Annotated in this window: 18 protein-coding genes; 9 read left to right on the forward strand and 9 right to left on the reverse strand. The window is 72.6% G+C overall.

Annotated elements, in window-relative coordinates; all coding sequences use genetic code 11:
- Complete coding sequence (locus HHX40_RS10225) at positions 1–921, reverse strand: phytoene/squalene synthase family protein (RefSeq protein WP_182880317.1); 921 nt, start codon at positions 919–921, stop codon at positions 1–3.
- On the reverse strand, positions 918–2,444 hold the full coding sequence (locus tag HHX40_RS10230; protein WP_182880318.1) for a phytoene desaturase family protein: 1,527 nt from the start codon (positions 2,442–2,444) through the stop codon (positions 918–920). Before HHX40_RS10230 ends, HHX40_RS10225 begins: the two co-directional genes overlap by 4 nt.
- 347 nt (positions 2,445–2,791) lie before the next feature.
- Here HHX40_RS10230 and HHX40_RS10235 point away from each other — a divergent pair, with 347 nt between their 5' ends.
- The 4 genes from HHX40_RS10235 to HHX40_RS10250 all read left to right on the forward strand — a co-directional run bounded on the left by HHX40_RS10235 (position 2,792) and on the right by HHX40_RS10250 (position 6,027).
- A complete protein-coding gene (locus tag HHX40_RS10235) occupies positions 2,792–3,847 on the forward strand; it encodes a MerR family transcriptional regulator (RefSeq protein ID WP_182880319.1) in 1,056 nt (351 codons plus the stop codon).
- Between the two features lie 112 nt (positions 3,848–3,959).
- Positions 3,960–4,478, forward strand: a complete 519-nt coding sequence (locus HHX40_RS10240) for an RNA polymerase sigma factor (protein WP_182876873.1) — start codon at positions 3,960–3,962, stop codon at positions 4,476–4,478.
- Positions 4,475–5,491 carry a DUF523 and DUF1722 domain-containing protein gene (locus HHX40_RS10245; RefSeq protein WP_310738020.1) on the forward strand — a complete coding sequence of 339 codons (1,017 nt, stop codon included), beginning with the start codon at positions 4,475–4,477 and terminating at the stop codon, positions 5,489–5,491. The genes HHX40_RS10240 and HHX40_RS10245 overlap by 4 nt, the downstream gene beginning before the upstream one ends.
- Before the next feature lie 56 nt (positions 5,492–5,547).
- A complete protein-coding gene (locus HHX40_RS10250) occupies positions 5,548–6,027 on the forward strand; it encodes a TspO/MBR family protein (protein WP_138460203.1) in 480 nt (159 codons plus the stop codon).
- Between the two features lie 93 nt (positions 6,028–6,120).
- Here the strand turns inward: HHX40_RS10250 and HHX40_RS10255 are convergent, their stop codons facing one another.
- A complete protein-coding gene (locus tag HHX40_RS10255; protein ID WP_111700313.1) occupies positions 6,121–6,630 on the reverse strand; it encodes a MarR family winged helix-turn-helix transcriptional regulator in 510 nt (169 codons plus the stop codon).
- Between the two features lie 84 nt (positions 6,631–6,714).
- Between HHX40_RS10255 and HHX40_RS10260 the strand changes: the two genes are divergently transcribed.
- The 3 genes from HHX40_RS10260 to HHX40_RS37610 all read left to right on the forward strand — a co-directional run bounded on the left by HHX40_RS10260 (position 6,715) and on the right by HHX40_RS37610 (position 12,632).
- Positions 6,715–9,018, forward strand: coding sequence for a phosphoketolase (locus HHX40_RS10260; RefSeq protein ID WP_182880320.1), 2,304 nt, complete (start codon positions 6,715–6,717; stop codon positions 9,016–9,018).
- Between the two features lie 69 nt (positions 9,019–9,087).
- Positions 9,088–9,501 carry a hypothetical protein gene (locus HHX40_RS10265; RefSeq protein ID WP_182880321.1) on the forward strand — a complete coding sequence of 138 codons (414 nt, stop codon included), beginning with the start codon at positions 9,088–9,090 and terminating at the stop codon, positions 9,499–9,501.
- Between the two features lie 23 nt (positions 9,502–9,524).
- A complete protein-coding gene (locus HHX40_RS37610; RefSeq protein ID WP_182880322.1) occupies positions 9,525–12,632 on the forward strand; it encodes a tetratricopeptide repeat protein in 3,108 nt (1,035 codons plus the stop codon).
- Positions 12,633–12,751: 119 nt separating this feature from the next.
- On the opposite strand, the gene HHX40_RS10275 is transcribed toward HHX40_RS37610, so the two are convergent.
- The 3 genes from HHX40_RS10275 to HHX40_RS10285 form a co-directional block, all read right to left on the reverse strand.
- Positions 12,752–12,970, reverse strand: coding sequence for a hypothetical protein (locus tag HHX40_RS10275; RefSeq protein WP_182880323.1), 219 nt, complete (start codon positions 12,968–12,970; stop codon positions 12,752–12,754).
- Between the two features lie 292 nt (positions 12,971–13,262).
- A complete protein-coding gene (locus HHX40_RS10280; protein ID WP_182880324.1) occupies positions 13,263–14,159 on the reverse strand; it encodes a virginiamycin B lyase in 897 nt (298 codons plus the stop codon).
- Positions 14,160–14,472: 313 nt separating this feature from the next.
- Complete coding sequence (locus HHX40_RS10285; RefSeq protein ID WP_396787729.1) at positions 14,473–15,834, reverse strand: cytochrome P450; 1,362 nt, start codon at positions 15,832–15,834, stop codon at positions 14,473–14,475.
- A 391-nt stretch (positions 15,835–16,225) separates the two neighbouring features.
- Here HHX40_RS10285 and thrS point away from each other — a divergent pair, with 391 nt between their 5' ends.
- Complete coding sequence (thrS, locus tag HHX40_RS10290; protein ID WP_182880326.1) at positions 16,226–18,202, forward strand: threonine--tRNA ligase; 1,977 nt, start codon at positions 16,226–16,228, stop codon at positions 18,200–18,202.
- 294 nt (positions 18,203–18,496) lie between these two features.
- Positions 18,497–19,048, forward strand: a complete 552-nt coding sequence (locus HHX40_RS10295; RefSeq protein WP_111700325.1) for an HIT family protein — start codon at positions 18,497–18,499, stop codon at positions 19,046–19,048.
- Between the two features lie 21 nt (positions 19,049–19,069).
- Here the strand turns inward: HHX40_RS10295 and HHX40_RS10300 are convergent, their stop codons facing one another.
- From HHX40_RS10300 to HHX40_RS10310, 3 genes are all read right to left on the reverse strand, one after another.
- Positions 19,070–21,259: a hypothetical protein gene (locus HHX40_RS10300; protein WP_182880327.1), complete on the reverse strand. Its 2,190-nt coding sequence runs from the start codon at positions 21,257–21,259 to the stop codon at positions 19,070–19,072.
- 144 nt (positions 21,260–21,403) lie between these two features.
- On the reverse strand, positions 21,404–22,999 hold the full coding sequence (locus tag HHX40_RS10305; protein WP_182880328.1) for a glycoside hydrolase family 10 protein: 1,596 nt from the start codon (positions 22,997–22,999) through the stop codon (positions 21,404–21,406).
- A gap of 341 nt (positions 23,000–23,340) precedes the next feature.
- Positions 23,341–25,473 carry an elongation factor G-like protein EF-G2 gene (locus tag HHX40_RS10310; RefSeq protein ID WP_182880329.1) on the reverse strand — a complete coding sequence of 711 codons (2,133 nt, stop codon included), beginning with the start codon at positions 25,471–25,473 and terminating at the stop codon, positions 23,341–23,343.
- Between the last annotated feature and the right edge of the window lie 235 nt (positions 25,474–25,708).

Below are 25,708 nucleotides of genomic sequence, written 5' to 3' on the forward strand. Positions count from 1 at the left end.
TCAGGCCACCCCCACCCGGCGCTCGGCCTGCGCGGCGGCGCGGGCCGCGAGCAGGTTCCGGGTGAAGATCGCGAGCCTCCGCCCGCGCGGCACCGTGGCCCGCCTCGCCAGCACGTCGTGACCGGCCGCCGCGATCTCGTCCAGGATCCCGCCGTACAGCTCGTACGCCGCGCGGATGCAGGGCCGCGACGACGGCGCGAGCAGCGCGATCCCCTCCCACGCCCGGCGGTAGTGGTCGCGGGCGCGTTCGCAGTTCAGGGCCACGAGGTCGCGTACGGCCGGGGTGGCGTGCGGCGCGGCGAGGTCGGCCGGGGTCACGCCGAACTTGTCGAGGTCGGCCAGCGGCAGGTAGATCCGGCCACGCGCGAGGTCCTCGCGCACGTCGCGGATGAAGTTGGTGAGCTGGAACCCCAGTCCGAGCTGCCGCGCGGGCTCGCGGGCCCGCTCGTCCTCCCCGGGCAGGGGCTCCAGCACGGGCAGCATCATCGTCCCGATGGCCGCCGCCGAGCCCTCCATGTAACCCAGCAGGTCGTCGTACGTCGCGTACCTGCCCACGGACAGGTCGGCCCGCATGGACGCCAGGAACGCCCCCACGTCGGCGTGGTCGATCCCGAAAGCCCTGACCGTGTGCGCGAAGGCGGGCAGCACCGGGTCGCGGACCGGCTCCCCGCCCAGCGCGGCGGTCAGCCGGGAGGCCAGCCGCTCCAGCGCCTGGGACCGGTCGCCGCTCATCCCGAAGGAGTCGACGATCTCGTCGGCGTAACGGGCGAAGCCGTACAACGCGTGGACGTGCGGCCGTTTCCAGGAGGGCAGCAGCCGGGTGGCCAGGTAGTAGGAGCGGCCGTAGCGGGCGTGCAGCCTGCGGCACCGCTCATAGGCCGCCGTCAGCGTGGCGGACGACGGAGGGGACGACGTTCTCATGGAGTGCTCTCCAGGATGCGTTCGGCGGCCAGGCGGCCGGAGATCAGCACGGGCGGCACCCCGACGCCGGGGGCCGTGTACATGCCCGCGAAGTGGAGGCCGGGGACCCGCCGGGCCGCGCCGGACGGCCGGAACCAGGCCGTCTGGGTGAAACGGGCGTCGAGGGCGAACGGCGTGCCAGCGGAGTGGCCGCGCCGCCGCCAGGCGGGGGGATCGAACACGAGCCGGGGCGCCCCGGACAGGTCGCCGTACCCGAGGCCGGAGAGCCGGTCGAGCATGCGGTCCACCAGACGGGGGGTGAGGGCGGCCCAGTCCGCGCCGCCCTCCAGGTTCGCGGTGGGCTCCAGCACGCTCAGCACGGCGCGGCCCGCGCCGCCGGGCCCGTGGTCGTCAGGCCCGTGGTCGTGTGGCCCGTGGTGGTCGTGTGGCCCGTGGTTCTGTGCACAGGTCACCAGCAGGCTCGGGTCGGGCTGCGGGCGGCCGGCCTCCAGCGCCCCGAAGGTCGCCCGCCATTCCCGCCCGAAGTGCAGGGTGTGGTGGGCCTGGCCGTCCGGCCGCCGGTCGAGGGCGAAGTGCGCCACCAGGCACGAAGGGGAGAACCGGGGACGGCGCAGCCGCCAGTCGGCCGCCTCCTCCGGCAGCAGGCCGTCGCCGCGGGCGCCGTGGGCCCGGACGAGGTCGCAGGCCACCACCGCGTGCCGGGCCGCGAGCCGCTCGCCCGTGTCGAGCCGTACGGCCGTCACCCCGGCGCCGTCGGTCTCGATCCGGGTGGCCCGCACGCCGTACCGGAGGACCGCCCCGGCCTTCTCCGCGGCGGCGGCCATGGCCCGGGGGACGGCGTGCATGCCGCCCTCGCGGGGAAAGTAAACCCCGCCGACGGTGTCCATGTGGGCGATCACCGCGTACACGCCGAGCGCGCGCTGCGGCGACCTGCCGACGTACAGCGACTGGAACGTGTGCGCCCTGATCAGCCGCTCGTCGGTGAGGTGGCTCCGCACGAGGCGGTCCAGCCGGCGGAAGCCGCCGAGCGCGGTCAGCCGGGCCAGCGCGTACGGCCGGGCCAGCGCGCGCAGCCGGGTCATGTCCCGGTCGATGAACGCGCCCCACTCGGCCTCGAACATCTCTCCGAGCAGCCGGCGGAACCGGCGGTAACGGGCGGCCTCCGCGGGCCCGCACAGCTCCCGCACCTGGTCCTCCATGGCGTCCGCGCCCGCGACCACGTCAAGTCTCGACCCGTCGTGGAAGGTCAGCCGGTAGTACGGGTCGAGCCGGCGCAGCGGCAGCCAGCGCTCCATGTCCTGCCCGGCCGCGGCGAAGGCGTCGGCCAGCACCCCCGGCATGGTCAGCACGGAGGGGCCGGTGTCGACGCGGTGCTCGCCCAGGGCGGCCGTGCCGCAGCAGCCGCCCGGTGCGTCGGAGGCCTCGACCACCGTCACCTCACGGCCGGCTCCGGCGAGGCGCATGGCGGCGGCCAGGCCGCCGAGGCCCGCGCCGACGACCACGACCGGCCCGCCCGCGGTCACCAGACGGTCCTGCGGGTCGTCGTCATGCGCGGTGCTCCTTCGGTCGGTGGTCGGCGGACGCTTCGGTGATCGGCGGCCGGTTCCGTGATCGGCGGTGCCGTCAGTAGAGTTTTCGCGCCCTCCCGCTCCGGCGGTTGCATCCGCGCGGTTGCATCCGTACGGGGCCTCCCGGCCGAAACAAGGCGAGGGGCGGCCGGAACGACGTGGTGGCCGGAGGACGGGAGCGGCGGGACGGCAGGGGCCCGAGCCACGACGGGCCGCGGGAAACGGCGGCCGTGAGCGGAAGCGCGGGCCGGAAGCAGCGGCTGGAAGCACTCGGAAGCAGCGGACGGACACGGGGTGAGCGGGTGCGGCGTGAGGGGCAGCCGGAGACGGGCGGCGACGCAGTCTCCGAGGAGGAGCCGGGGTACGGCATCGGAGCCGTGGCCCGGCGGCTCGGCGTGCCCGCGTCCACGCTGCGCACCTGGAACCTCAGATACGGCATCGGCCCGAGCAGGCGCAGCCCCGGTGGCCACCGTCGCTACGACGAGGCGGACCTGCGCCGCCTCCAGGAGATGAACCGGCTGGTCCGGTCGGGGATGCCGCCGGCCGACGCCGCCAGGCTGGCGCTGCGGCAGCGCCCGCCCGCAGGCGGGGAGCGGAGCACCGGGGACGCGGGAGCCGGTGAGCAGGCGGCGCCCCCAGCGGGCATGGCATCGGGGCGCCCGGCGCGCCGCGACGCGGGCCGCCTCGCGGGCCCCGCCGCGCCTCCCGAGGCCGCGCGTGAGGCCGCGCCCGAATCGCCGGCCGCGGAACCCGGCCTGCTGTCCGCGGCCATGCTGGCCCGCGCCGTGGCGGCGATGGACGCCCCGGCCGTGAGCGTGGCACTGGACGCGGCGCTGGCCGCGCACGGCGTGCTGTGGACGTGGGAGCGGCTCGTGCTGCCGGTGTTCGCGGCGATCAGCCGCAGGCAGTGGGAGACCGGAGCCGGGATCGACATCGAGCACCTGTTCTCCAACCGGCTCCAGGCCGCCCTGGTGCGGTTCTCCGCGCACGCGCCCGCGCCCGTCCACCCCCGGCCGGTCCTGCTGGCCGCCGCCGAGGAGGAGCAGCACACCCTGGCGATCCAGGCGCTCGCCGCCGCGCTCGCCGGGCTCGCGGTGGAAACCCGGGTGCTGGGGGCCCGCACGCCGTACTCCGCGCTGGCGGACGCCATGCGCCGGGTCGGCCCGGCGGCGGTGTTCGTCTGGTCGCAGACCCCCGCGACCGGCGAGCCGGCCCCGCTCGGCGGCCTGCCGGGGCTCCGCCCCGCGTGCCGGGTCATCGCCGGTGGCCCGGGGTGGGGCGAGGACATGCCTACGGAAGTCGTTCGGGTGACTACGTTTCGTGACGCCATCTCGGCGGTAATGACCACTCTGCGGTGATTCGCCCTCTTTGGCGCACTCTTGACCTGGGGTTCGGCTGATTTTGTTGCCATGATGACGCGCGGAGGGCTATGAATAGGTTTTGAATAAGTTCTTGGGGCATGGGGGGACCATGGAGACGACGCTGGAGTTCCGCCTCGCCGCGGGTGACACGGGCGCCCTGGGGGAGTGCTACCGAGAGCACTCCCCGGCCGTGCGCTCCTACCTGCGCAAACTTGTGCCGCCGCAGGATGTGGAAGACGTCCTCCAGGTCGTCTTCACGGAGGTCTGGCGGTTCCGGCACCGCTTCGACCCGGGCCGGAGCCTGCCGGCCTGGCTGTTCGGGATCGCCCACAACCGCGCCGTCGACCACCTGCGGGCGCGCACGCCGACGACGGTGCCGCTGGAGGCGGTCCCCGACCCGGCGGGACACGACGGGCGGCAGGACGGCGACGAACTCGCCGACCGCGACCGGGTGCTCCGGGCGCTGGCCGCGCTGCCGCAGGTGCAGCGCCAGGCGATCGAGCTGGCGTACTACGGCGATCTGACCCAGCGCGAGATCGCCGAGCACCTGCGGGTCCCGCTCGGCACCGTCAAGGCTCGCACGGCCCGGGGTCTGCACCGGCTGTCCGCACTGCTGGAGGCGGCGTGAACACGACGGAGAGCACGACGGAGGCCGCGGTGGAGAACACACTGGCGAGCACGGCGGCGCAGGTCAGGCCGAGGGTGGCGGTGTCGAGCTGCTTGCTGGGCGCTCCCGTGCGGTTCAACGGCGGCCACAGCCGCGACCGGTTCCTCGCCGGCGAGCTGGACGAGTACGTGGACTGGGTGCCGATCTGCCCCGAGATGGAGATCGGCCTCGGCACGCCCCGCGAGACGCTCCGGCTGGAGCGCGGCACGGACGGGCCCCGGCTGATGACCCGGCGGACGCGCCGGGACCTGACCGCCGAGATGGCCGGCCTCGCCGCCGAACGGGCGGCGGAGATCGGCGCCGTCGACGGCTACATTTTCAAGTCGAAGAGCCCGAGCTGCGGGCTCCACGGCGTCCCCGTGTACGGCGGGTCCGCCCCGGGCGCCCCCGGGCGCCGCGGTCCCGGCCTCTTCGCCTCCGCGATCACCGGCGCCCACCCGTCTCTGGTCGTCGAGGACGAGGGCCGGCTGCACGACGCCGTGCTGCGGGAGGCGTTCGTCGAACGGATCTTCGCCGCGGCCCGGCTGCGGGCGCTGCTGTCCAGCGACTGGCGGCCCCGTGACCTGGTCGGCTTCCACGCCCGGCACAAGATGCAGATCCTCGCCCACTCGCCCGCGGCGTACCGCGTGATCGGGCGGCTCGTGGCCGCCGCGGGCGACCTGCCCCGGGAGACGCTGGCCCGCGAGTACGGCTGGGCCTTCCGCACCGCCCTCCTGGTCAGGGCCACGATCGGGCGCCACGTCAACGTGCTGCACCACTTCCTCGGCAGGATCAGCGGGGACCTCGACCCGGTCCGCCGGGCCGACCTCACCGAGGTCATCGAGGCGTACCGGGCGCACCGGGTCGCCCTCGCCGTGCCGCTGGCCCTGCTGCGCCACCACGCGAAGGGCGCCGGAGCCGGCCAGGTCCAGGAGCAGACCTACCTGTCGCCGTACCCGGACGCGTTGCGCCTGCGCAACCACGTCCCCGCCTGACGAGGGCATGCGGGGACCGGTGCATACGGCCGGCTGAAAGGGAAGAAAGGCTCCTTATGGGACGCACCTCGAAGAAGACGCTGACCGGCACCGCCCTCGCCGTGACCGCCGCCGCCGTGGCCGGCGGACTCGGCACCGACCCCCGTTCCTCCTGGTACCACCGGCTGCGCAAGCCCTCCTGGCAGCCGCCGCGGCAGGCGTACGGACTGGTGTGGACGCCGCTGTACGCGACGATCGCCTACGCGTCCGCCCGCGCGCTCTCCGTGGGGGACGAGCGCTCCCGGCCGGCCCTGCGCCGGGCGCTCGCTGCGAACCTGGCGCTGAACGCGGCCTGGCCGCCGCTGTTCTTCAAGGCCCGCAACCCGCGTCTCGCGCTCGCCGAACTGGTCGCGCTCAACGCGTCGAACGTCCTGCTCACCCGCCGCTTCCTCCGCCAGGACCGGGCGGCGGGGCTCCTGCTGCTGCCGTACACGGGGTGGACGCTCTTCGCCACGGCGCTCAACGCCTCCATCGCCCGCCGCAACCCCCGGGCCTGACCGGTCCCGATCCGCCTTCCGCCGTGACCCACCGCGAAAGCGGTCAGACCCGCGCGGCCGCAAGACGCCGGCGGACTGGATTTCAGGAGGCCGTCAGGGAGCCGCGGGGTCGAGCTGGCGGGGCCGCTCGTCCTCGCCCGGCGGTTCCTGGGATTCAAAAGCCGTGAGGATCGTGGTGAGGACCTCCCGGAACCTCCGCACCTGGGCCGGGGTGAGGGGGTCGAACAGCACGCGGCGGACCTCCTCCACGTGGCCCGGCGCGGCCTGCACGAGCGCCGCGAAGCCCTCGTCGGTGAGCTCGGCGACGGTCGTGCGCCGGTCCTCGGGCCGCTTGACCCGCCGCACCCAGCCCTTCTCCTCCAGCCGCGAGACGGCGTGGGAGAGGCGGCTGACGGAGTATCGGAGAATGGAGGACAACTCGCTCATCGTCATGGTCCGGCCCGGCGACTCGGAGAGCACCACGAGGATCATGTAATAGGTGTGCGGGATGCCCGAGTCACGCTGCAACTGCCGTTCTAGGGCGTCCTGGAGGAGCTGGCTCGTCCTGATGTAGGCGCGCCAGGTGCGCTGCTCCTCATCGTCGAGCCATCGCGTGCCGGACATGCGCCAAGACTACCGGTCGGTCGGCACAATCTTTGTGGGCCAAAGACCCTGGTTCGATCGTTCCCGTCAGGAAAGTCTCAGGGCATGGACGAAATGGAGCGCATCGACGCCTATTGGCGGGCCGCGAACTACCTGTCCGTCGGGCAGATCTACCTGATGGACAACCCGCTGCTGACCGAGCCGCTGATCGCCGAGCACGTCAAGCCGCGGCTGCTGGGTCACTGGGGCACCACCCCCGGGCTCAACTTCTGCTTCGCCCACCTGAACCGGGTCATCCGGGAACGCGACCAGGAGATGATCTACATCGCCGGTCCCGGGCACGGCGGCCCGGCCGCGGTGGCCCACGCCTGGCTGGAGGGCACCTACACCGAGCGCTATCCCCACGTCACCCGCGACGCGACCGGCATGCGCCGGCTGTTCCGCCAGTTCTCCTTCCCCGGCGGCATCCCCAGCCACGTGGCTCCCGAGACTCCCGGCTCCATCCACGAGGGCGGCGAACTCGGCTACGCCCTGTCCCACGCGTACGGCGCGGCCTTCGACAACCCCCGCCTGGTGGTGGCGTGCGTCGTCGGGGACGGCGAGGCTGAGACCGGCCCGCTGGCCACCGCCTGGCACTCCAACAAGTTCCTCAACCGGGCCGGTGACGGGGTGGTGCTGCCGATCCTGCACCTCAACGGCTACAAGATCGCCAACCCCACCGTGCTGGCCCGCATCCCCGAGCCCGAGCTGCTCAAGCTGTTCGAGGGGTACGGTTACCGCCCCCACGTCGTCTCCGGTGACGAGCCGGCCGAGATGCACGAGCTGATGGCGCGGACCCTGGACACGGTGTTCGACGAGATGGCCGACGGCGGCCCGCTGCCGATGATCGTGCTGCGTACGCCCAAGGGCTGGACCGGCCCCCGGGAGGTGGACGGGCTGCCGGTGGAGGGCACCTGGCGCGCCCACCAGGTGCCGCTGACCGATGTGCGCGACCGCCCCGACCGCCTGGAGGCGCTGCGGGAGTGGATGCTCTCCTACCGGCCCGGGGAGCTGTTCGACGCCGACGGCCGGCCGGTCGAGGCCGTCACGGCCACGGTGCCGGACGGGCCGCTGCGGATGAGCGCGAACCCGCACGCCAACGGCGGTGAGCTGCTGCGCCCCCTCGTGCTGCCCGACTTCCGCGACTACGCCGTGGAGGTCAAGAGCCCGGCCACCGCCTCCAGCGAGCCGACCCGCGTGCTGGGCGGGTTCCTGCGGGACGTGATCGCCGCCAACCCGGAGAACTTCCGGCTCCTCGGCCCGGACGAGACCGCGTCCAACCGGCTGTCGGCGGTGTTCGAGACGACCGGCAAGGAGTGGGAGGCGGCCCTGCTGCCGACGGACGAGAACCTCGGCCCGGCCGGCCGCGTGATGGAGGTGCTCAGCGAGCATCAGTGCCAGGGCTGGCTGGAGGGTTACCTGCTGACCGGCCGCCACGGTCTGTTCAACTGCTACGAGGCGTTCATCCACATCGTCGACGCGATGTTCAACCAGCACGCCAAGTGGCTGGAGTCGTCCCGCAAGATCCCCTGGCGCAGGCCGGTGGCCTCGCTGAACTACCTGCTGTCCTCGCACGTGTGGCGGCAGGACCACAACGGCTTCAGTCACCAGGACCCCGGGTTCCTCGACGTGGTGGTCAACAAGAAGGCCGAGGTGGTGCGGGTGTACCTGCCGCCGGACGCCAACACGCTGCTGTCGACCGCCGACCACTGCCTGCGCTCCCGCGACTACGTCAACGTCGTCGTCGCCGGCAAGCAGCCCGTGCTCGACCTGATGAGCATGGACGAGGCGGCCGTCCACTGTGCCCGCGGGCTGGGCATCCTGGAGTGGGCCTCCACCGACGAGGGCGCCCATCCCGACGTGGTGCTGGCCTGCGCCGGTGACGTGCCGACCCTGGAGACCCTCGCCGCCGCGGCGATGCTGCGCGAGCACCTGCCCGAACTGAAGGTGCGGGTGGTCAACGTGGTCGACCTCATGCGGCTGCAGCCGGCCTCCGAGCACCCGCACGGGCTGCGCGACGTGGAGTTCGACGCGCTGTTCACCACCGACCGGCCGATCATCTTCAACTTCCACGGCTACCCGTGGCTGATCCACCGGCTGACCTACCGGCGTACGGGACACGAGAACCTGCACGTGCGCGGATACAAGGAGGAGGGCACCACCACCACGCCGTTCGACATGGCGATGCTCAACGACATCGACCGCTACCACCTGGTGATGGACGTGATCGACCGGGTGCCCGGCCTGGGCAGCACGGCCGCCCACCTGCGCCAGCGCATGGCCGACGCCCGGCTGCGCGCCCGCGCCCACACCCGCGAGTACGGCGAGGACCCCGCCGAGATCCGCGACTGGACCTGGCCCGCCTCCTGAACCGGGACGCCGGTCTGTATGTCGGGCAATCACCTGACGTGATTCTCATGGGTGGTCGATGATGCCGGTATGCGCGGAGCGGTGCCGGTATGGGGCGGGGCTGGGGTCGCGGTGGCGGCCCTGGTCGGGCTGGGCGTCTACCTGTCCCAGGTGGGGCTGGACAAGGCGGACAAGCTGGCCAGCGTGGCCGGGTTGTTCGTCGGCCTGGCCGGGCTGGGGGTGGCGGTGTACGGGCTGGTCGCCGAGCGGGGAAGCGGCGGTGGCGGTGGTGTGCGGCAGCGGGCCAGGGCCACCGGCCGTGGTCGCGTCTCGCAGGCCGGCCGTGACATCACCGCCGGTCCGGCGCGGCGGCTCGGGGAAGGCGACGATGACGCCGCTGCGGGTGGCGTTGCCGATGGTGAAGCACGATCGGTGTGGCAGCGGGCCGAGGCCGTCGAGGACGGCCGGGTGGATCAGGCCGGCCGCGACATCGACGAGCGGTGAGGCCGTCGCGCGGATCACGCAAGGTGATCCAGCAGGCGCAGGCCGCGGGACTGGCCCGGATCCACCAGGCGGCCGGGGACCTGATCGTGTACGGGGGCGAGGAGCCGTACCGATGGGCGCTGTGGCCCGCACCGGCGTCGCCTCCGACGACGGGAGAGGCGCGGGCGCAGCCCAGTGAGCTGCTGCGGGCCTCGCACGCGCTCGTCGCCTTCACCGGCCGCCACGATCTGCTGGAAGAGCTGACGAGCTGGCGGGATACGGCCACCGGGCGGAACGTGGCGGTGCATCTGATCCATGGGCCGGGCGGGCAGGGCAAGACCCGGCTGGCCGGACACGTGGCGGGCCTGTGGCGGCAGCGGGGGTGGGTGGTGCTGGCGGCTCATCACCGGCGTGACCGCTCCACCGCGGCGGAGTTCGAGGTTCCCACCTTCGAGGAGGCGGCCGGGGTGCTGGTGGTGGTGGATTACGCCGAGCGATGGGACACCGCCGACCTGCTCACCCTGTTGCGTGACGCGCATCTGCCCGGGCGGCTGCCGGTGCGGGTGCTGCTGCTGGCCCGCCCGGCCGGCACCTGGTGGGACAGCCTGAGGGGGCGGATGCACCGCGATCTCGGCCTGACGCCGACTCGGCGGGAGCTGGAGCCGCTGGAGCAGGAGACCGGGGTCACCCGTGCGGGGTTGTTCGCCGCGGCCCGTGACCGGTTCGCCGAACTGCTGCAGGTGCCCGGAGCCGCCTCGGTGGCGGTGCCGTCCGCGCTGGAGCGGCATGAGGCCTATCGGCTGGTGCTGACCGTGCACATGGCCGCGTTGGCCGCGGTGCTGGCGGCCGAGCGTGGCCAGCAACCGCCTGCCGATCCGGTGCTGGTGTCGCAGTTCCTGCTGGCGCGTGAGCGGGATCACTGGGAGGCGATGGCCTCCCCCCGCCGGGAGAGACCCCTGGCCACCTTGCCAGAGGCGATGGGGCAGATCGTCTACACCGCGACGCTGACCGGCCCGCTCGGCTACGACGACGGCAAAGCCGCCCTGGCACGCGCCGGCATCGAGTCCACACAGGCGACCGGACAACTCCTCAAGGACCACGCGGTGTGCTACCCACCCGCAACAGCTCCCGGCCCGGGGCCGGCCTCACCGGAAGCGGTATCGGCTCCTCACCCGAGCATCACGGTGCTGGAGCCGTTGTACCCCGACCGGCTGGGCGAGGACTTCATCGCCTTGTCCACCCCCGGCCATTCCTGCGACTTTCCCGCCGATCCGTGGGCGGAGGCGGCGCCCGCCCGGCTGCTGGCCCCGCCCGACGGCGCCGGTGACGGGCCGGCTGAGGGCGGGAGCATGCCGACGTGGGCGCGGCATGCGGTGACCACGCTGATCGAGGCCGCTCACCGATGGCCCCACCTGGCGCGGCAGCAGTTGTATCCGCTGCTGGCCGCCGCCCCTGACCTGGCTGTGCACGCCGGTGGCGCCGCTTTGACCAGGCTGGCCGACCTGGACGACATCGATGCCCGGCTGCTGGCGGCCATCGCGGCGAGGCTGCCCGTCCAGCGGCATATCGATCTCGACATCGGGGCTGCCGCGGTGGTTTCCCGTCTGGCCGAAGATGGTCTGGCCGACGTCACCGACCCGGCCGCCCGTGCCCGCCTCCACGAAGCCCTGGCTGTCCGCCTGTCCTATGCGGGGCTGCACACACGCGCGCTGGCCGAAGGCCACCAGGCCGTCGGGCTCTGGCGCAGGCTCGCCGAGCTGAACCCGGCCGCCTACCTGCGCGACCTGGCCGACTCGTTGAACAACTACGCCGTCTTGCTGGCGGAGGTCGGGCGGCGGGCCGAGGCGGTGCCGGTCAGTGAGGAGGCCGTCCGCCTCAACTGCGAGCTGGCGGAGGTCAACCGGGACGCTCACCTGCCCCACCTGGCGATGTCGTTGACCAACCACGCGAACCGGTTGGCGGAGGTCGGGCGGCGGGCCGAGGCGGTGGCGGTGAGTGAGGACGCCGTTCGCCTACGGCGGGCGCTGGCCGAGGTCAACCGGGACGCTCACCTGCCCGACCTGGCGATGTCGTTGACCAACCACGCGAACCGGTTGGCGGACGTCGGGCGGCGGGCCGAGGCGGTGCCCCTCAGTGAGGAGGCCGTCCGCCTCCACGGCAAGCTGGCCGAGCTGAACCGGGACGCCTACCTGCCCGACCTGGCCGGCTCATTGCACAACCATGCGATCCGGCTGGCCCAGGTCGGGCGGCGGGCCGAGGCCGTGCCGGTCAGTGAGGAGGCCATCCGCCTACGGCGGGAGCTGGCCGAGCTGAACCGGGACGCTCACCTGCCCGACCTGGCGATGTCGTTGGCCAACCACGCGAACCGGTTGGCTGAGGTCGGGCGGCGGGCTGAGGCGGCGGTGGTCAGTGAGGAGGCCGTCCGCCTACGGCGGGAGCTGGCCGAGCTGAACCGGGACGCCTACCTGCCCGACCTGGCCGGCTCAGTGCACAACCATGCGAACCGGTTGGCGGAGGCCGGGCGGCGGGCCGAGGCGGTGGCGTTCAGTGAGGAGGCCGTCCGCCTACGGCGGGAGCTGGCCGAGCTGAACCGGGACGCCTACCTGCCCGACCTGGCCGGCTCGTCGACCAACTATGCGATCCGACTGGCCCAGGTCGGGCGGCGGGCCGAGGCGGTGCCCCTCAGCGAGGAGGCCGTCCGCCTCTTCGGGGAGCTGGCCGAGCTGAACCGGGACGCCTACCTGCCCGACCTGGCCGGCTCGTTGATCAACCACGCCATCCTGCTGACGGGGGTCGGGCGGCGGGCCGAGGCGGTGTCGGTCAGTGAGGAGGCCGTCGGCCTCTTCGGGGAGCTGGCCGAGGCCAACCGGGACGCCTATATGCCCAGCTACGCGAAAGGCCTTGCGGCCCACGGGAGTGTGCTGATTGAAAACTCCCGGTTCGGTGCCGCCGTCGCCCCGCTGACCAGGGCGTGGCTGGCGTCGCGGGAACTGCCCGAGTACATCGCCCGAGACATCGTCGACGCGGTCGCCGACCTGCTGCGTCGCGCCTATGCGGGAGACGCCGCCGCTGTGGCCGACGAGTTCCGCGTGGTCACCGGCCAGGACGTCCCGACCTGGATGAAGGAACCACCCTCCGCCACCGAAGGCTGACGAGAGCGACCTCCACAGCCTCCGTGATCCCGGATCGGACTGATCCCGATGTCACGTGCCGGGCCGGATCAGGCCGCTCTCGTAGGCCAGGATGACCAGCTGGACCCTGTCGCGCACGTTCAGCTTGGCGATGGCCCGGGTGATGTGGGTCGACCGCCCCGCGGAGTTCGGCGGGTCGCGGCGGCGTACGTAAGACCCGCGGCGACGAGAACCGCCAGGAGCAGTCCTTCCCCCGCGACGTGGATCAGGTAGCGGGCCGGGTCGCGGGCCAGGACCAGGCGGAAGTCGACGGCGGAGTAGACCAGCTGGGCCAGGCCGATGGCGGGCACCCAGCGCACGTGTGGCGTGGTGGCGGCGGTGAAGTAGGCGACCGCAGCCGGCCAGATCCAACCGGCGGGAGACCAATGGCCGGTGCGGTGATAGACGAGGATCCGCCGGCCGTCTCGACGAAAAACGCTAGGCCGGGCCGCAGCGGGAACGCGTCGTCCGTCGATCGTCACTTGACCCTGCACCGTTCGCCGTACGCACTACACCGAAGGGAGCAGGCGTCAGGCCTCAACCGGCCGCACGAGGCCGAGCCCGTCGGGCTTCAGGACGGGCACGTCCAGGCAGTACGGAGGGGGTGCGGGATCACGGCGCCAGCCGGGCGACCGCTCCTGTTTCCAGGGCGGTCCACACAGCACCGTCCGGGCCCAGGGTGATGCCGTGGGGTTCCGACGAGGGGGTGGGCAGGTCGTACTCGGTGATCACCCCGGCGGGGGTGACGCATCCGACGCGGTTGGCGCCCCATTCGGTGAACCAGCACTCTCCGGAGGGCGCCGTGGTGATGGCGTGGGGCCTGGCGCTCCGATCGGGCAGCGGGAACTCCTGGATCGCGCCGTCCGCACCGAGCCTGCCGATCTGTCCCGCGGCGATCTCCACGAACCACACCGCGTCGTCGGCCCCGCGCGTGATGCCCACCGGTGCGGCGCCGTCGGTGGGCAGCCTGTGGAGCGTCACGGTGCCGTCCAGGTCGAGCCGGCCGATGGCGTTGGCCTGGTTGAGGGTGAACCACAGCGCGTCGCCGGGGCCGGAGGTGATCATGGAGGGGAACGCTCCCTGTGCGGGGAGGGAGAAGTGGGTGATCTGTCCGTCCGTGGTGATGCGGCCGATCCGGTCGGTGTTCATCTCGGTGAACCACAGGGCGCCGTCCGGGCCCGCGCAGATGCCGAAGGGGCCGGCGCCGGGATCGGGCAATGCGAACGCCGTGAGGGTTCCGTCGACGGTGACCCGGCCGATGTGGTCGTCCGCGGACCGGGTGAACCACAGTGCCCCGTCCGGGCCCGCGGTGATGACGCTCGGCCTGCACTCGGCGGAACCCGCGGGATACCGGCTGAGCTCACCGTCGACGGCCAGGCGGGCGATCTCACCGCTGTGGACCAGGGTGAGCCACAACGCGGCGTCGGGCCCGGTCGTGATGCCGTAGGGACCGGCCTTCGCATCCGCGACCGAGAGTTCCCGAACCGACGAACGATCGGAGTGTCGCAACTTCTGCTCCAGGGTCAGGGCGCTCGTGCGGCGTCGGGGACGAGGCGGTCGTCGACACCCTGCCCGTCAGCACCAAAGCACGGCAACTCGTTAAAAGGCCGTCTCTGCGATCGGCGACAATCCCCATCGTGACGCCTCCCGATGTGACCATGTGGCTGGCCGCCCCGCGCGGCACGCGGGTGGAGTTGCGGGTGCCCCGCGTGGCAGGTGGCGCGGCTGCTCGGGGACGGGGCGCCCCGGCTGCACACGCTCGTGGCGTACGGCGTCGACGAGCGCACGCCCTCCCTGCTGGACATACTGGCCGGCCGGCAGGTCAGCGCGGTGTCCGTTCGGTCAGTCGCAGGGTGAGGCCGTGCGGCTCCAGGTGCAGTCGTGGCCGTGGGCGTACGGAGCCGGGGCAGGGTCGCAGGTGCCAGGACCGGATGATGCCGGCGAGGGACAACGTCAGGTCCATGAAGGCGAGTTCGTAGCCGATGCATTTCGACTCTCCTGCCCCGAAGGGCAGCCAGCCCTTGACCTGATGCGGGTCACGTCCGTCCCACCTGTACGGATCGAAGGCCTCCGGGGAGGGGAACAGGTCGGGCCGGTGGTGCAGCACGTACGGGCTCAGCAGCACCTGCGCGCCGGCCGGGATGCGCCGGGAGCCGATGGTGGTGTCGGTGACGGCAACCCGCGGGAAGATCCAGCTGGGAGAGCGCATTCGCAGGACCTCGGCGACGACGCCTCGGGTGAGGGGTAGCCGGGCCATCACGTCGGCGGCGGTGTGCCCCTGGTCGAGCCGGGCGACGGCCTGCGCTTCGTGGGCCACTTCGGCGTCCAGCGCGGAGTCCTGGGAGAGCTGGTGCAGGGCCCAGGCGTGGCCGACGGCGGTCGCGGTGATCCCGCCGAGGAGCACGGTCATGGCCGTGTCGCGCACCTCCTTGTCGCTGAGCCGGTCGCTGTCGAGGGCGGTGGTGAACATGGACATCAGGTCGCCGTGGTCCGCGCCGTCCCGGCGGTAGGCGGCGATCTCCTCGTCCAGGAAGCGCAGCAGCCTGGCCTCGCTCTCGCGATAGCGGCGATTGCGGCCGGTGGGCAGGCGGTTGAGGCCGGGGGCGATCATCCGCAGGATGGTCTGGTGGTCGACGAAGTCGGTGACGGCCTGCCGCAGCCCGGCGACTTCGGGGCCGAGATCGCGGCGGCAGAACATGGTCGCGAGGTTGGAGCGGGTGGCCAGCGACCGCATCTCCGGCAGTACGTCCAGGATCTGTCCGTGGCGCCAGGTCGCGGTGACGGCGTGAACCTGGGCGTGGATGGTATGGGCGTAGCCGGTCATCCGGCCGGTGTGGAAGGCGGGCTGTGCGAGCCGGCGGAGTCGTTTGTGCCGGGCCAGGGGGCAGGTGGCCATGCCGTCACCGACGATCGACCGCATGTTCTCGTAGAACACCCCGCCTTTGTCGAAGGCGTGGTCGGAGTTCCTCAGCACGCGCTGGGCCGCCTCCGGCGAGCACGCCACATAGGTCGGCGTCCGGCCGAATCGCAGCTCCACGACCTCGCCGTGGCGTGGCAGCGCTGCCAGCAGGCCCAGCGGGTCGGTGAGCAGGGGTTTCATGTGTCCGAGCAGTGGCCGGCCACCCGGTGCCCTGGGCGGCCGGCCGACACGTTCCGGCGCCTTCCTGCCCTCGGGGAGTGTCATGGGGTGCCGCGGCCGTCGTGGTCGAGGCCGACTCCCGGGGCGCGTCGAAGTGGGGAGCGCATGATCCTCCAGCCGCACCGAAGTCGCTTATCGCTGTAGTCCGGCGACTCCACGTAATCACCGCCGGGTCCGGCCGGGAACTGGCGGCACGGTGACAGGCGCATGGCGAGCAGGTCCCGGCCCGTTGCCGCGTACGGAACCCGCCGCCGCCCACCGGCCGCCCCTGCGCCGGGAGCGACCCGCCGCACCCTCGGTACCGGGAGCGGCCCGCCCGCCCCGGCGCCCGGAGCCGACACGAGAAATCGGGATGACGGCACCGGTAGCATCGGAGGCATCGGAGCCGCCGCCTCTCCGCGTGCGCGCTACATCGACACTGTCCTAAGGAGCTACCGTGTCCGCCGCCCTTGAGATACGCATCACCCTCGCCGGAGCCGAGCGCGTGGTGGCGGCGGGCACGACGGCCGGCGAGGCGCTCGGTGCCGACGGGCGGTCGGTGATCGCCGCCCGGATCAACGGAGAGCTCCGCGACCTCGCCGCCGAGGTGGCCGAGGGCGACCTCGTCGAGCCGGTCGCGATCGACAGCCCCGACGGGCGGGCGATCCTGCGTCACTCGGCCGCGCACGTCATGGCCCAGGCCGTGCAGGAGATCTTCCCCGAGGCGAAGCTGGGCATCGGCCCGCCGGTGGAGAACGGTTTCTACTACGACTTCGACGTCCGCGAGCCGTTCACCCCCGACGACCTCAAGCGCGTCGAGAAGCGCATGCGCGAGATCGTCAAGCAGGGGCAGACCTTCCGCCGGCGTCCGGTCGGCGACGACGAGGCCCGCGAGGAGCTGGCCGGCGAGCCGTACAAGCTGGAGCTGATCGGGCTCAAGGGCGGCGCCGCCGAGTCGGCCGACGGCGCGGACGTCGAGGTGGGCGGCGGGCAGCTGACCATCTACGACAACCTCGACCCCAAGTCGGGCGAGCTGTGCTGGAAGGACCTGTGCCGCGGGCCGCACCTGCCCAGCACCCGGGTCATCCCGGCGTTCAAGCTCATGCGGTCCGGCGGCGCCTACTGGCGGGGCAGCGAGAAGAACCCGCAGCTCCAGCGCATCTACGGCACCGCCTGGGAGACCCGCGAGAAGCAGGACGAGTACCTGCGCCTGCTGGAGGAGGCCGAGAAGCGCGACCACCGCAAGCTCGGCGCCGAGCTCGACCTGTTCTCGTTCCCCGACGAGCTGGGCTCGGGGCTGCCGGTCTTCCACCCCAAGGGCGGGGTGATCCGCCGGGTGATGGAGGATTACTCGCGCCGCCGGCACGAGGAGGCGGGATACTCCTTCGTCAACACCCCGCACATCACCAAGGACAACCTGTACAAGATCTCCGGGCACCTCGACTGGTACGCCGACGGCATGTTCCCTCCCATGGAGCTGGAGGGGGCGCGTTACTACCTCAAGCCGATGAACTGCCCGATGCACAACCTGATCTTCCGGGCGCGCGGGCGGTCCTACCGTGAGCTGCCGCTGCGGCTGTTCGAGTTCGGCACGGTCTACCGGTACGAGAAGTCGGGCGTGGTGCACGGCCTGACCCGCGTACGCGGCCTGACCCAGGACGACGCGCACATCTACTGCACCCAGGAGCAGATGCGCGACGAGCTGAAGTCGCTGCTGCGGTTCGTGCTCGACCTGCTGCGCGACTACGGCCTGGAGGACTTCTACCTGGAGCTGTCCACCAAGAACCCGGAGAAGTCCGTCGGCGACGACGAGACGTGGGAGCAGGCCACCGAGACACTGCGGGAGGTGGCCGAGTCCGAGAAGCTGGAGCTGGTCCTCGACCCGGCCGGCGCCGCCTTCTACGGCCCGAAGATCTCCGTGCAGGCCCGGGACGCCATCGGCCGGTCGTGGCAGATGTCGACCATCCAGCTCGACTTCAACCTGCCCGAGCTCTTCGGCCTGGAGTACCAGGCCGCCGACGGCACCCGGAAGCGGCCGGTCATGATCCACCGGGCGCTGTTCGGGTCGATCGAGCGGTTCTTCGGCGTGCTGGTCGAGCACTACGCGGGCGCCTTCCCCGCGTGGCTCGCGCCGGTGCAGGTCGTCGGCATCCCGATCGCCGACGCCCACGCGCCGTACCTCCAGGACGTCGCCAAGAGGCTGCGCGAGCAGGGCATCCGGATCGAGGTCGACGAGAGCGACGACCGCATGCAGAAGAAGATCCGCAACGCGCAGAAGGCCAAGGTGCCGTACATGCTCCTCGCGGGCGACGACGACATCGCGGCCGGCGCGGTCTCCTTCCGCTACCGGAGCGGCGAGCAGAAGAACGGCGTGCCGGTCGACCAGGCGATCGAGGAGATCGTCGAGGCGGTCCGCCGCCGCGTCCAGGTCTGACGCCTGCGGGTCCGGCCCGTCCCGCCCCGGCTCCGTCGAGGCCTGGACGGAACGTCGTACGGCGAACCCGGGCGTCCCCTCCGTGGGGACGCCCGCTGCGCCCGACGGCGCTCCGGTACGGTGAACCCGGCGGGCCGGGGGAGATCCGCTGGGTCATATGCTGCTGCACAGCGCTGAGGATGCACAGAGCTGCCGGTGCACACTGCTGACGGTGCACGGCGCCGCCGGTCGTCGTACGGGCGGCAGCGGCGGTGGCCTGGGGCGCAGGGGACGGACCGGAGGGAAGCGACGACCGTGGATTCAGAGCCGATCGAGCAGGCCGGCGCCGGGGTTCCGGACAACTTCCAGCGCCTGTGGACTCCGCACCGGATGGCCTACATCAAGGGCGAGAACAAGCCCACGGGCTCCGGCGCGGACGACGGGTGCCCGTTCTGCGAGATCCCCAAGCTCTCCGACGAGGACGGGCTGATCGTGGCCCGGGGATCGGCCGTGTTCGCCGTGCTCAACCTCTACCCGTACAACTCCGGGCACCTGATGGTCTGCCCGTACCGGCACGTGTCCGACTACGCCGACCTCGACGGGCCCGAGACCGCCGAGCTCGCCGAGTTCACCAAGCGCGCCACGCAGGCGCTGCGCAAGGCGAGCGGGGCGCAGGGCTTCAACGTCGGCATGAACCTCGGCGGCGTGGCGGGCGCGGGCATCGCCGCCCACCTCCACCAGCACGTCGTGCCCCGGTGGGGCGGCGACACCAACTTCATGCCGGTGGTCGGGCACACCAGGGTCCTGCCGCAGCTGCTGCGCGACACCCGCGACCTGCTCGCCGGCGCCTGGCCCGCCGACTCCTGACCGCGCCCCGGCCACCGGGGCTCAGCCCGCCAGGCCCGCCGGGGGGATCGGCGTGGTGGCCGCCGGGGCAGGCTCGCCGTACTGCAGGGCGCGGATCCCCGCGCTGAGCACCAGCGGCACGGCGAGGGCCAGGGCCATGGACAGCACGGCGGCACCGGAGTCGTTGACGAGCATGCCGACCACCCCGCTCACGAGCGCGCCGAGCAGGCCCGCCTTGAGCGTGGGCGCCCGCTCGAACGCGACCGGCAGCACCCCGGCGCTGGCCGTGCCGGGGCGCAGCAGCGCGAAGACGAGGAACGCGAAGGCGGCGATCACCACCGGCATCAGGTTGGGGCTGAGCAGCGTGGCGAGCATCGCCCCGAGCTTGCGGGAGATCACCGGCAGGAACGTGCCGTCGGCGACCTGCCCGGCGAACCGCCCGAGATGCGTCTGGCTGGCCGGGGGACGCAGGTAGTCGAGGTAGGCGATCGTCATCACCAGCACGCCGCCCGCCGCGCAGAACGCGCCCAGCTTGACCACCGACACCCGCCTGCCCGCGACGATCATCGCGGTGACCGCGATGCCGGGGACGAAGGCGATCACGCCGCCGAAGTCGCTGCCCACGCCGGGCCAGCCGTCGAGCAGCATCGCGAAGGCCCCGAGCACGGCGATCAGGGCCACCGCGACGGACTTGCGGCCCGACCGCACGAGCCGGTCCGCGACGGCCGTGGTCACGAGCAGCACGGCCGTGGCCAGCAACGCGAAGGGGATGTTCCCCAGGCCGTAGTAGCGGGCGCCGACCACGCCCGTGTAGCCCATCAGGCTGTTGAGCTGCAGGGGCGTGCCGGTCAGCAGGTCGCCGAGCAGTACGGCCGCGGTCACCGCCGCGATCACGGTCAGCGGCCCGAGCACGGCGCGCCGCCACGGCCCGGTGAGGGCCACCAGGGTCAGCGCCGCCGCGATGGCCGCGATCGAGGCGAAGAGCGTGAGCACCGGCTGCGCCGTACGGGCCCACGGGAGGAGGTTGACCAGATAGGTCGAGGCGGGGATCGCCGCCAGCGCCACGGCCGCGGACCGTACGGCCGGCAGCCGGTCGCGGCGGCGCAGCAACAGGAACGCGGTCAGGTAGAACAGCACCTGGAGCACGGCGAGGGTGGTGAAGAAGACGCCGGTGGTGTTCCTGATCGTCTGCCCGGCCACGTCGGCGGTCCGCAGGGCCGCGACGTCCTCCGCGAGACTGCCGCCGCCGGTCCCGTGCGTCTCGACCGGGACGCCGACGACGTTCGGGGGAGCGGCCACTCCGGCCCGGGCGAGGATCGTGGCGGTGAGGTCCGGCAGGATGATCATGTCGTCGCGGTGGGTGGACCTGGCGCCGAGCGTGCGTCCCGGCCCGCCCGCGCCCGCGCCGTCCGGGCCGGCGCCCGGGCCGCGCAGCATCGCCACCCGCAGGTGCGGCACCGGCCCGTGGTCGCCGACGCCCGCCACCAGAACCGTCGCCTGTCCCAGGCGGGGCAGGAGCGAGCCGAGCTTCGCGTCGGCCGCCCGCGCCGCCGCCCGGCGCGCCTGCGAGGACACCGCCTCCGGAACCTCGCTCAGCCGGTCGGCCGAGATGTAGGGCGCGATGAGATCGGGGATCTCCACCGCGACGACGTCCGCCCGGGTCCAGTCGGAGACCTGCCCGGCGTCGGCGGCGTAGACGTCCACGCGCCCGGCGCGGTCGGCCAGCGCGAGCGCCGCGCCCGGTCCCACGGCCATCGTGGTCCGCCCGGCGGTGTGCAGGGCCTGTCCGAGGCTTCCGGCGTCGCGCTGCTCGCGCACCTCCCACAGCCAGGAGAACTCGGGGACCACCGCGCCCGCGCCGCTCGCCTCGGGCGTGGGCGCCATGCCGCAGCGTCCGCCCACCGCCGACCGCACCCCGGCCGAGACCGTGAGCCATCCGTCGTAGGGGCAGGTGCCGTCCTTGCGGACGGTCCGGGCGGACAGGGAGCCGATGGCGGACTCACCGGCGAGCCGCCACAGGGCGGGGGTGTCCGCCGGGGTGACGTCGCTCCACATCAGCCCCGGGATCCCGACCAGGACCATCCGCTCGCCGGCCGCCTTCTCGCCCTGGCCGGGCCTCTGCTCCGGTCCGGCCGCGAGTCCGGCGTACGCGGCCGTGGTGGGCGCGAGAGTCACGACCGACACACCGAACACGACGGCGACGAGCGCGCGCCTCACCCACGTGCCACTCACCGGCGACCCCCAGGCCCGTACATGATCTTGGAAAAACCCGCGACCACGCTACCGGACCCGTGGACGTCCGCGCAGCGACTCGGTCCGTCCGGGGCGGCCCGGATCAGGCGGACGGGATCGGGCCGCCGGAGCCGGGCGTACGGGTCATGTCGCCAGGGTGGCGGCGCTCTCGTTGCCGAGGTGGTCGAGCGTCGTGACGTAGTAGGCGCCCGAGCCCGCTGCGGCGTACTGCGGTGCGGCGGAGGCCGGCACGACGGCGAGCAGGTTGCGCGCGTCGGCCGTGGCGCAGGAGGCGTCCTTGCCGGTCACCCGGTACACGGCGTACGCCTGCGCGCCGGGCTGGGCCTGCCAGGTCAGCGCCCCCGAGGCGGCCTTCACCCCGCGCGGGGCGGCCGGCGCGGCGGTGGACCCCGTCCTGAGCACCGGCGGCAGCGCGGGCCGCGTGTAGTGCTCCTTCACGATCCGGTCGAGCACGCCTAGGGGGTTCCGCACGAGCTGGGCGGCGCTGAAGTAGACGTCGCCGGAGATCTCCGGGTGCTTGCGGTTCAGCGTGAGGTGCGCGGGCAGCTCGCCGGCCTTGGTCCAGGCCGGGGTGTCGGTCGCGCCGACCCGGTAGAGCGCCTGCCCGATGTAGAGATCCACGTCGGTGCCCTTCACCGCGTCGGCCCACCACTTGGCGAGGACGGTGTAGTCGGCGGCGGCGAAGCCCCGGGGCCAGTAGAGCTGGGGCATCACGTAGTCGACCGAGCCCTTCTTGATCCACGCCTTCGCGTCCGCGTAGATGGAGTCGTAGGCCGACATGCCCTTGGTGGCCGACCCCGCCGGGTCCTCGGCCTTGTTGCGCCAGATGCCGAAGGGGCTGATCCCGAAGACGGCGTACGGCCTCGCCGCGTGGACCGCGCCCGAGACCTGGGCGACGAGGTCGTTGACGTTGCGCCGCCGCCAGTCGGCAAGGCTCAGGCCCTTGCCGTACTTCTTGTACGCCGCCTGGTCGGCGAACCTCGTGCCCCGGCCCGGGTAGGGGTAGAAGTAGTCGTCGAAGTGGACGCCGTCGACGTCGTAGCGCTGCACGACGTCCGTCACGACCTTGGTCACCCAGTCGCGCACCTGGGGCAGCCCGGGGTTGTAGTAAAGCTTGCCCTCGTGCTTGACGACCCAGTCGGGGTGCAGCCGCGCCGGGTGCCCTGCGGGCAGCTTCGCGGTGGCCGAGTCGGCCGCCCGGTAGGGGTTGAACCACGCGTGGAACTGCAGCCCCCGCCTGTGGGTCTCCTCCACGAGGAACGGCAGCGGATCCCAGCCCGGGTCCCGGCCGGCCGTGCCGGTGAGCCACTGCGACCACGGCTCCAGCGACGAGCGGTAGATCGCGTCCGAGGCGGGACGCACCTGGAAGAACACGGCGTTCAGCCGGCGCTTGACCGCGTTGTCGAGGATCCTCAGGTACTCGGCCTTCTGCCGGTCGGGCGACAGCCCGGGCTTCGACGGCCAGTCGACGTTGTGCACGGTCGCGATCCAGACACCGCGGAGCTGGCGCTTGGGATATTTCGCGCTGGTCGCGCAGGCGCCCGTCGCCGTCAGCGTCTCCGCCTTCACCACCTGGGTCCGCCCGTCCTTCGCTTTCGCCGTGCTGCCGACCTTCTCGGCCTGGGCCCCGGGGCCGAACGTGTAGGCGGCGCCGATGGCGGCGGCGGCGATGACGGTGGTGGCGATCAACGGGCGGACGACCTGTCTCCGCTCGGTCACGTGGCTGCCCCTCCGATTTGCCGGTAAGTCCGGCGACCAGTCTTACATCGGCATAAGAGCGGTTTAGCCAGAAAAAACGAAACGCACTTGTGATGCGGATGTGACGCGGGGCATGTCGTGAGGCTCCCCTGGCGGCTGTCCGGTCAAACCCGGCGGTACGGATGACCTGCGCGAACGGCCCGTCCGGCGGCGGCGCGGCCCGATCCGGCCGGACGAGGGGCCGCCGGGGCGCGGGGGAATGGTTGTGAGGCGGATTGGTGACATCCGTACGCCCGGCGGCGGGAGGCGTGCCGCCGGGCGTCCGTGTCCGATCGTCGTCCGAGCCGTCGCGCGATGCGGGCCTACTGCTCGCCCGCCGCGGCCACCTTGTCCACCAGGTGCGCGGGCAGCGGCTCGTACCGCAGGAAGGAGCGGGTGAACGTGCCCGTCCCGTGGGACAGTGAGCGCAGGTCGACGGCGTACCGGGTGATCTCCAGCTGCGGGACCTCGGCGCGCACCAGCGTGCGGCCCGTGCCGACCGGCTCGGTGCCGAGCACCCTGCCCCGGCGTGAGGACAGGTCGGACATCACGGCGCCGACGTAGTCGTCGGGCACCAGCACCGCGACCTCGTCCACGGGTTCGAGCAGGTGCGTGGCCACCTTCGCCGCGGCCTCCTTGAGCGCGAGCTGACCGGCGATCTGGAAGGCCATGTCGGAGGAGTCCACCGAGTGGGCCTTGCCGTCGTAGAGCGTGACGCGGATGTCGACCATCGGGTAGCCGGCGACGACCCCCCGTTCCATCTGCGCGCGCACGCCCTTCTCGACCGACGGGATGAACTGCCGCGGGACCACCCCGCCCACGATCTTGTCGACGAACTCGAACCCGCCGCCCGACGGCAGCGGCTCGACCTCGATGTGGCAGATGGCGTACTGCCCGTGGCCGCCGGTCTGCTTGACGTTGCGCCCCATGGCCTGCGCCCGGCCGCCGAACGTCTCCCGCAGCGGCACGCGCAGGCCGACCTTCTCGACCTCCACGCCGTGCCGTTTGGCCAGGCGGTCGAGCAGGACGTCGGAGTGCGCCTCGCCCATGCACCACAGCACGAGCTGGCGGGTCTCGGCGTTGTTCTCCAGCCGCAGTGTCGGGTCCTCGGCGACGAGGCGGCCGAGGGCCTGGCTCAGCTTGTCCTCGTCGGCCTTCGACCGCGCCCTGATCGCGACCGGCAGCAGCGGGTCGGGCATGGTCCACGCCTCGACCAGCAGCGGCTCGTCCTTGGCGGAGAGCGTGTCGCCGGTCTCGGTGCGCGACAGCTTGGCGACCGCGCAGACGTCCCCGGCGACGCACTTGCCCACGGTCCGCTGCAGCTTGCCGAGGGGCGAGGACAGCGCGCCCACCCGCTCGTCGACGTCGTGGTCCTCGTGACCCCGGTCGGCCAGGCCGTGGCCGGAGACGTGGACCGTCATGTCGGGCCGCAGTGTGCCGGAGAAGACCCGGACCAGGCTGATCCGCCCGACGTACGGGTCGCTGGTCGTCTTGACGACCTCCGCCACCAGCGGGCCGTCCGGGTCGGCGGTGATCTCCTTGCACGGCTTGCCGTCGATCGCCGTGATGTGCGGCAGCGGGTGTTCCAGGGGCGAGGGGAAGCCCTGTGTGACGATCTCCAGGAGCTCCAGCGTGCCGACGCCGGGCGCGGTGGCGAGCACCGGGTAGAAGCTGCCCCGGGCCACCGCCTTCTCCAGGTCGTCGATGAGCACCTTGGTGTCGATCGTCTCCCCGGAGAGGTAGCGGTCCATGAGGGACTCGTCCTCGCTCTCCTGGATGATCCCCTCGATGAGGTCGCCGCGGTACTGCTCGATGAGCGCGAGCTGGTCCGGGTCCGGCTCCCGCTCCGACCTGCGGCCGCCGCCGTAGTCGAACAGCCGCTGCGACAGCAGGCCGAGCAGGCCGGTGCCGTCCACCGGCAGGTAGAGCGGCGCCACGCCGTCGCCGAACGCGTCCTGGCAGGTGGCGAGGACGTCGTCGAAGGCGGCCCGCTGGTGGTCGATCTTGCTGATCACCACCGCGCGCGGCATGCCGACGAGCGCGCACTCGTCCCAGATCATCCGGGTGAGCCCGTCGACGCCCTCGACGGCCGAGACCACGAACAGCGCGGCGTCCGCGGCACGCAGCCCGGCCCGCAGGTCGCCGACGAAGTCCGCGTACCCCGGGGTGTCTAGAAAGTTGATCTTGATGCCGTTGTAGACGACCGGGGCGACCGACAGGTTCACCGAGCGCTGCTGGCGCACCTCCACCTCGTCGAAGTCGCTGACCGTGGTGCCGTCCTCGACCCGGCCGGGACGCTGCACGGTGCCCGTCTCCGCGAGCAGCGCCTCGATCAGGGTCGTCTTCCCGGCTCCGGAATGGCCGACCAGCACGACATTGCGCACCATGTCCGGCCGATCGGCCACGGGTGCCCTGCCCGCGGCCCCTGTTGTCGCGCCGGTTGATCTTTCGGCCACATCGCCTCCCGAATCTCGGAGCGGCGGAGAGGGGGCGCACGGACGCGCCCCGCGCCGGCCGCTCGTGCCGTCGCTTCCCGCGCCCGGGGCCCGCCCTCTCACGACCACACGACGGGGTTCACCTCCGCGTCATCTCCGTGCGGTCCTGCGGGCGCGTGCTCTTCACCCTTTACCCATGTGGCGCATATCACAAGACTTTTCGGCGAATGTGCTTGCGAGGTGCGGCGGCCCTGGA

This window comes from Microbispora sp. H10949, from assembly GCF_014161435.1.
Taxonomy (GTDB): Bacteria; Actinomycetota; Actinomycetes; order Streptosporangiales; family Streptosporangiaceae; genus Microbispora; species Microbispora triticiradicis.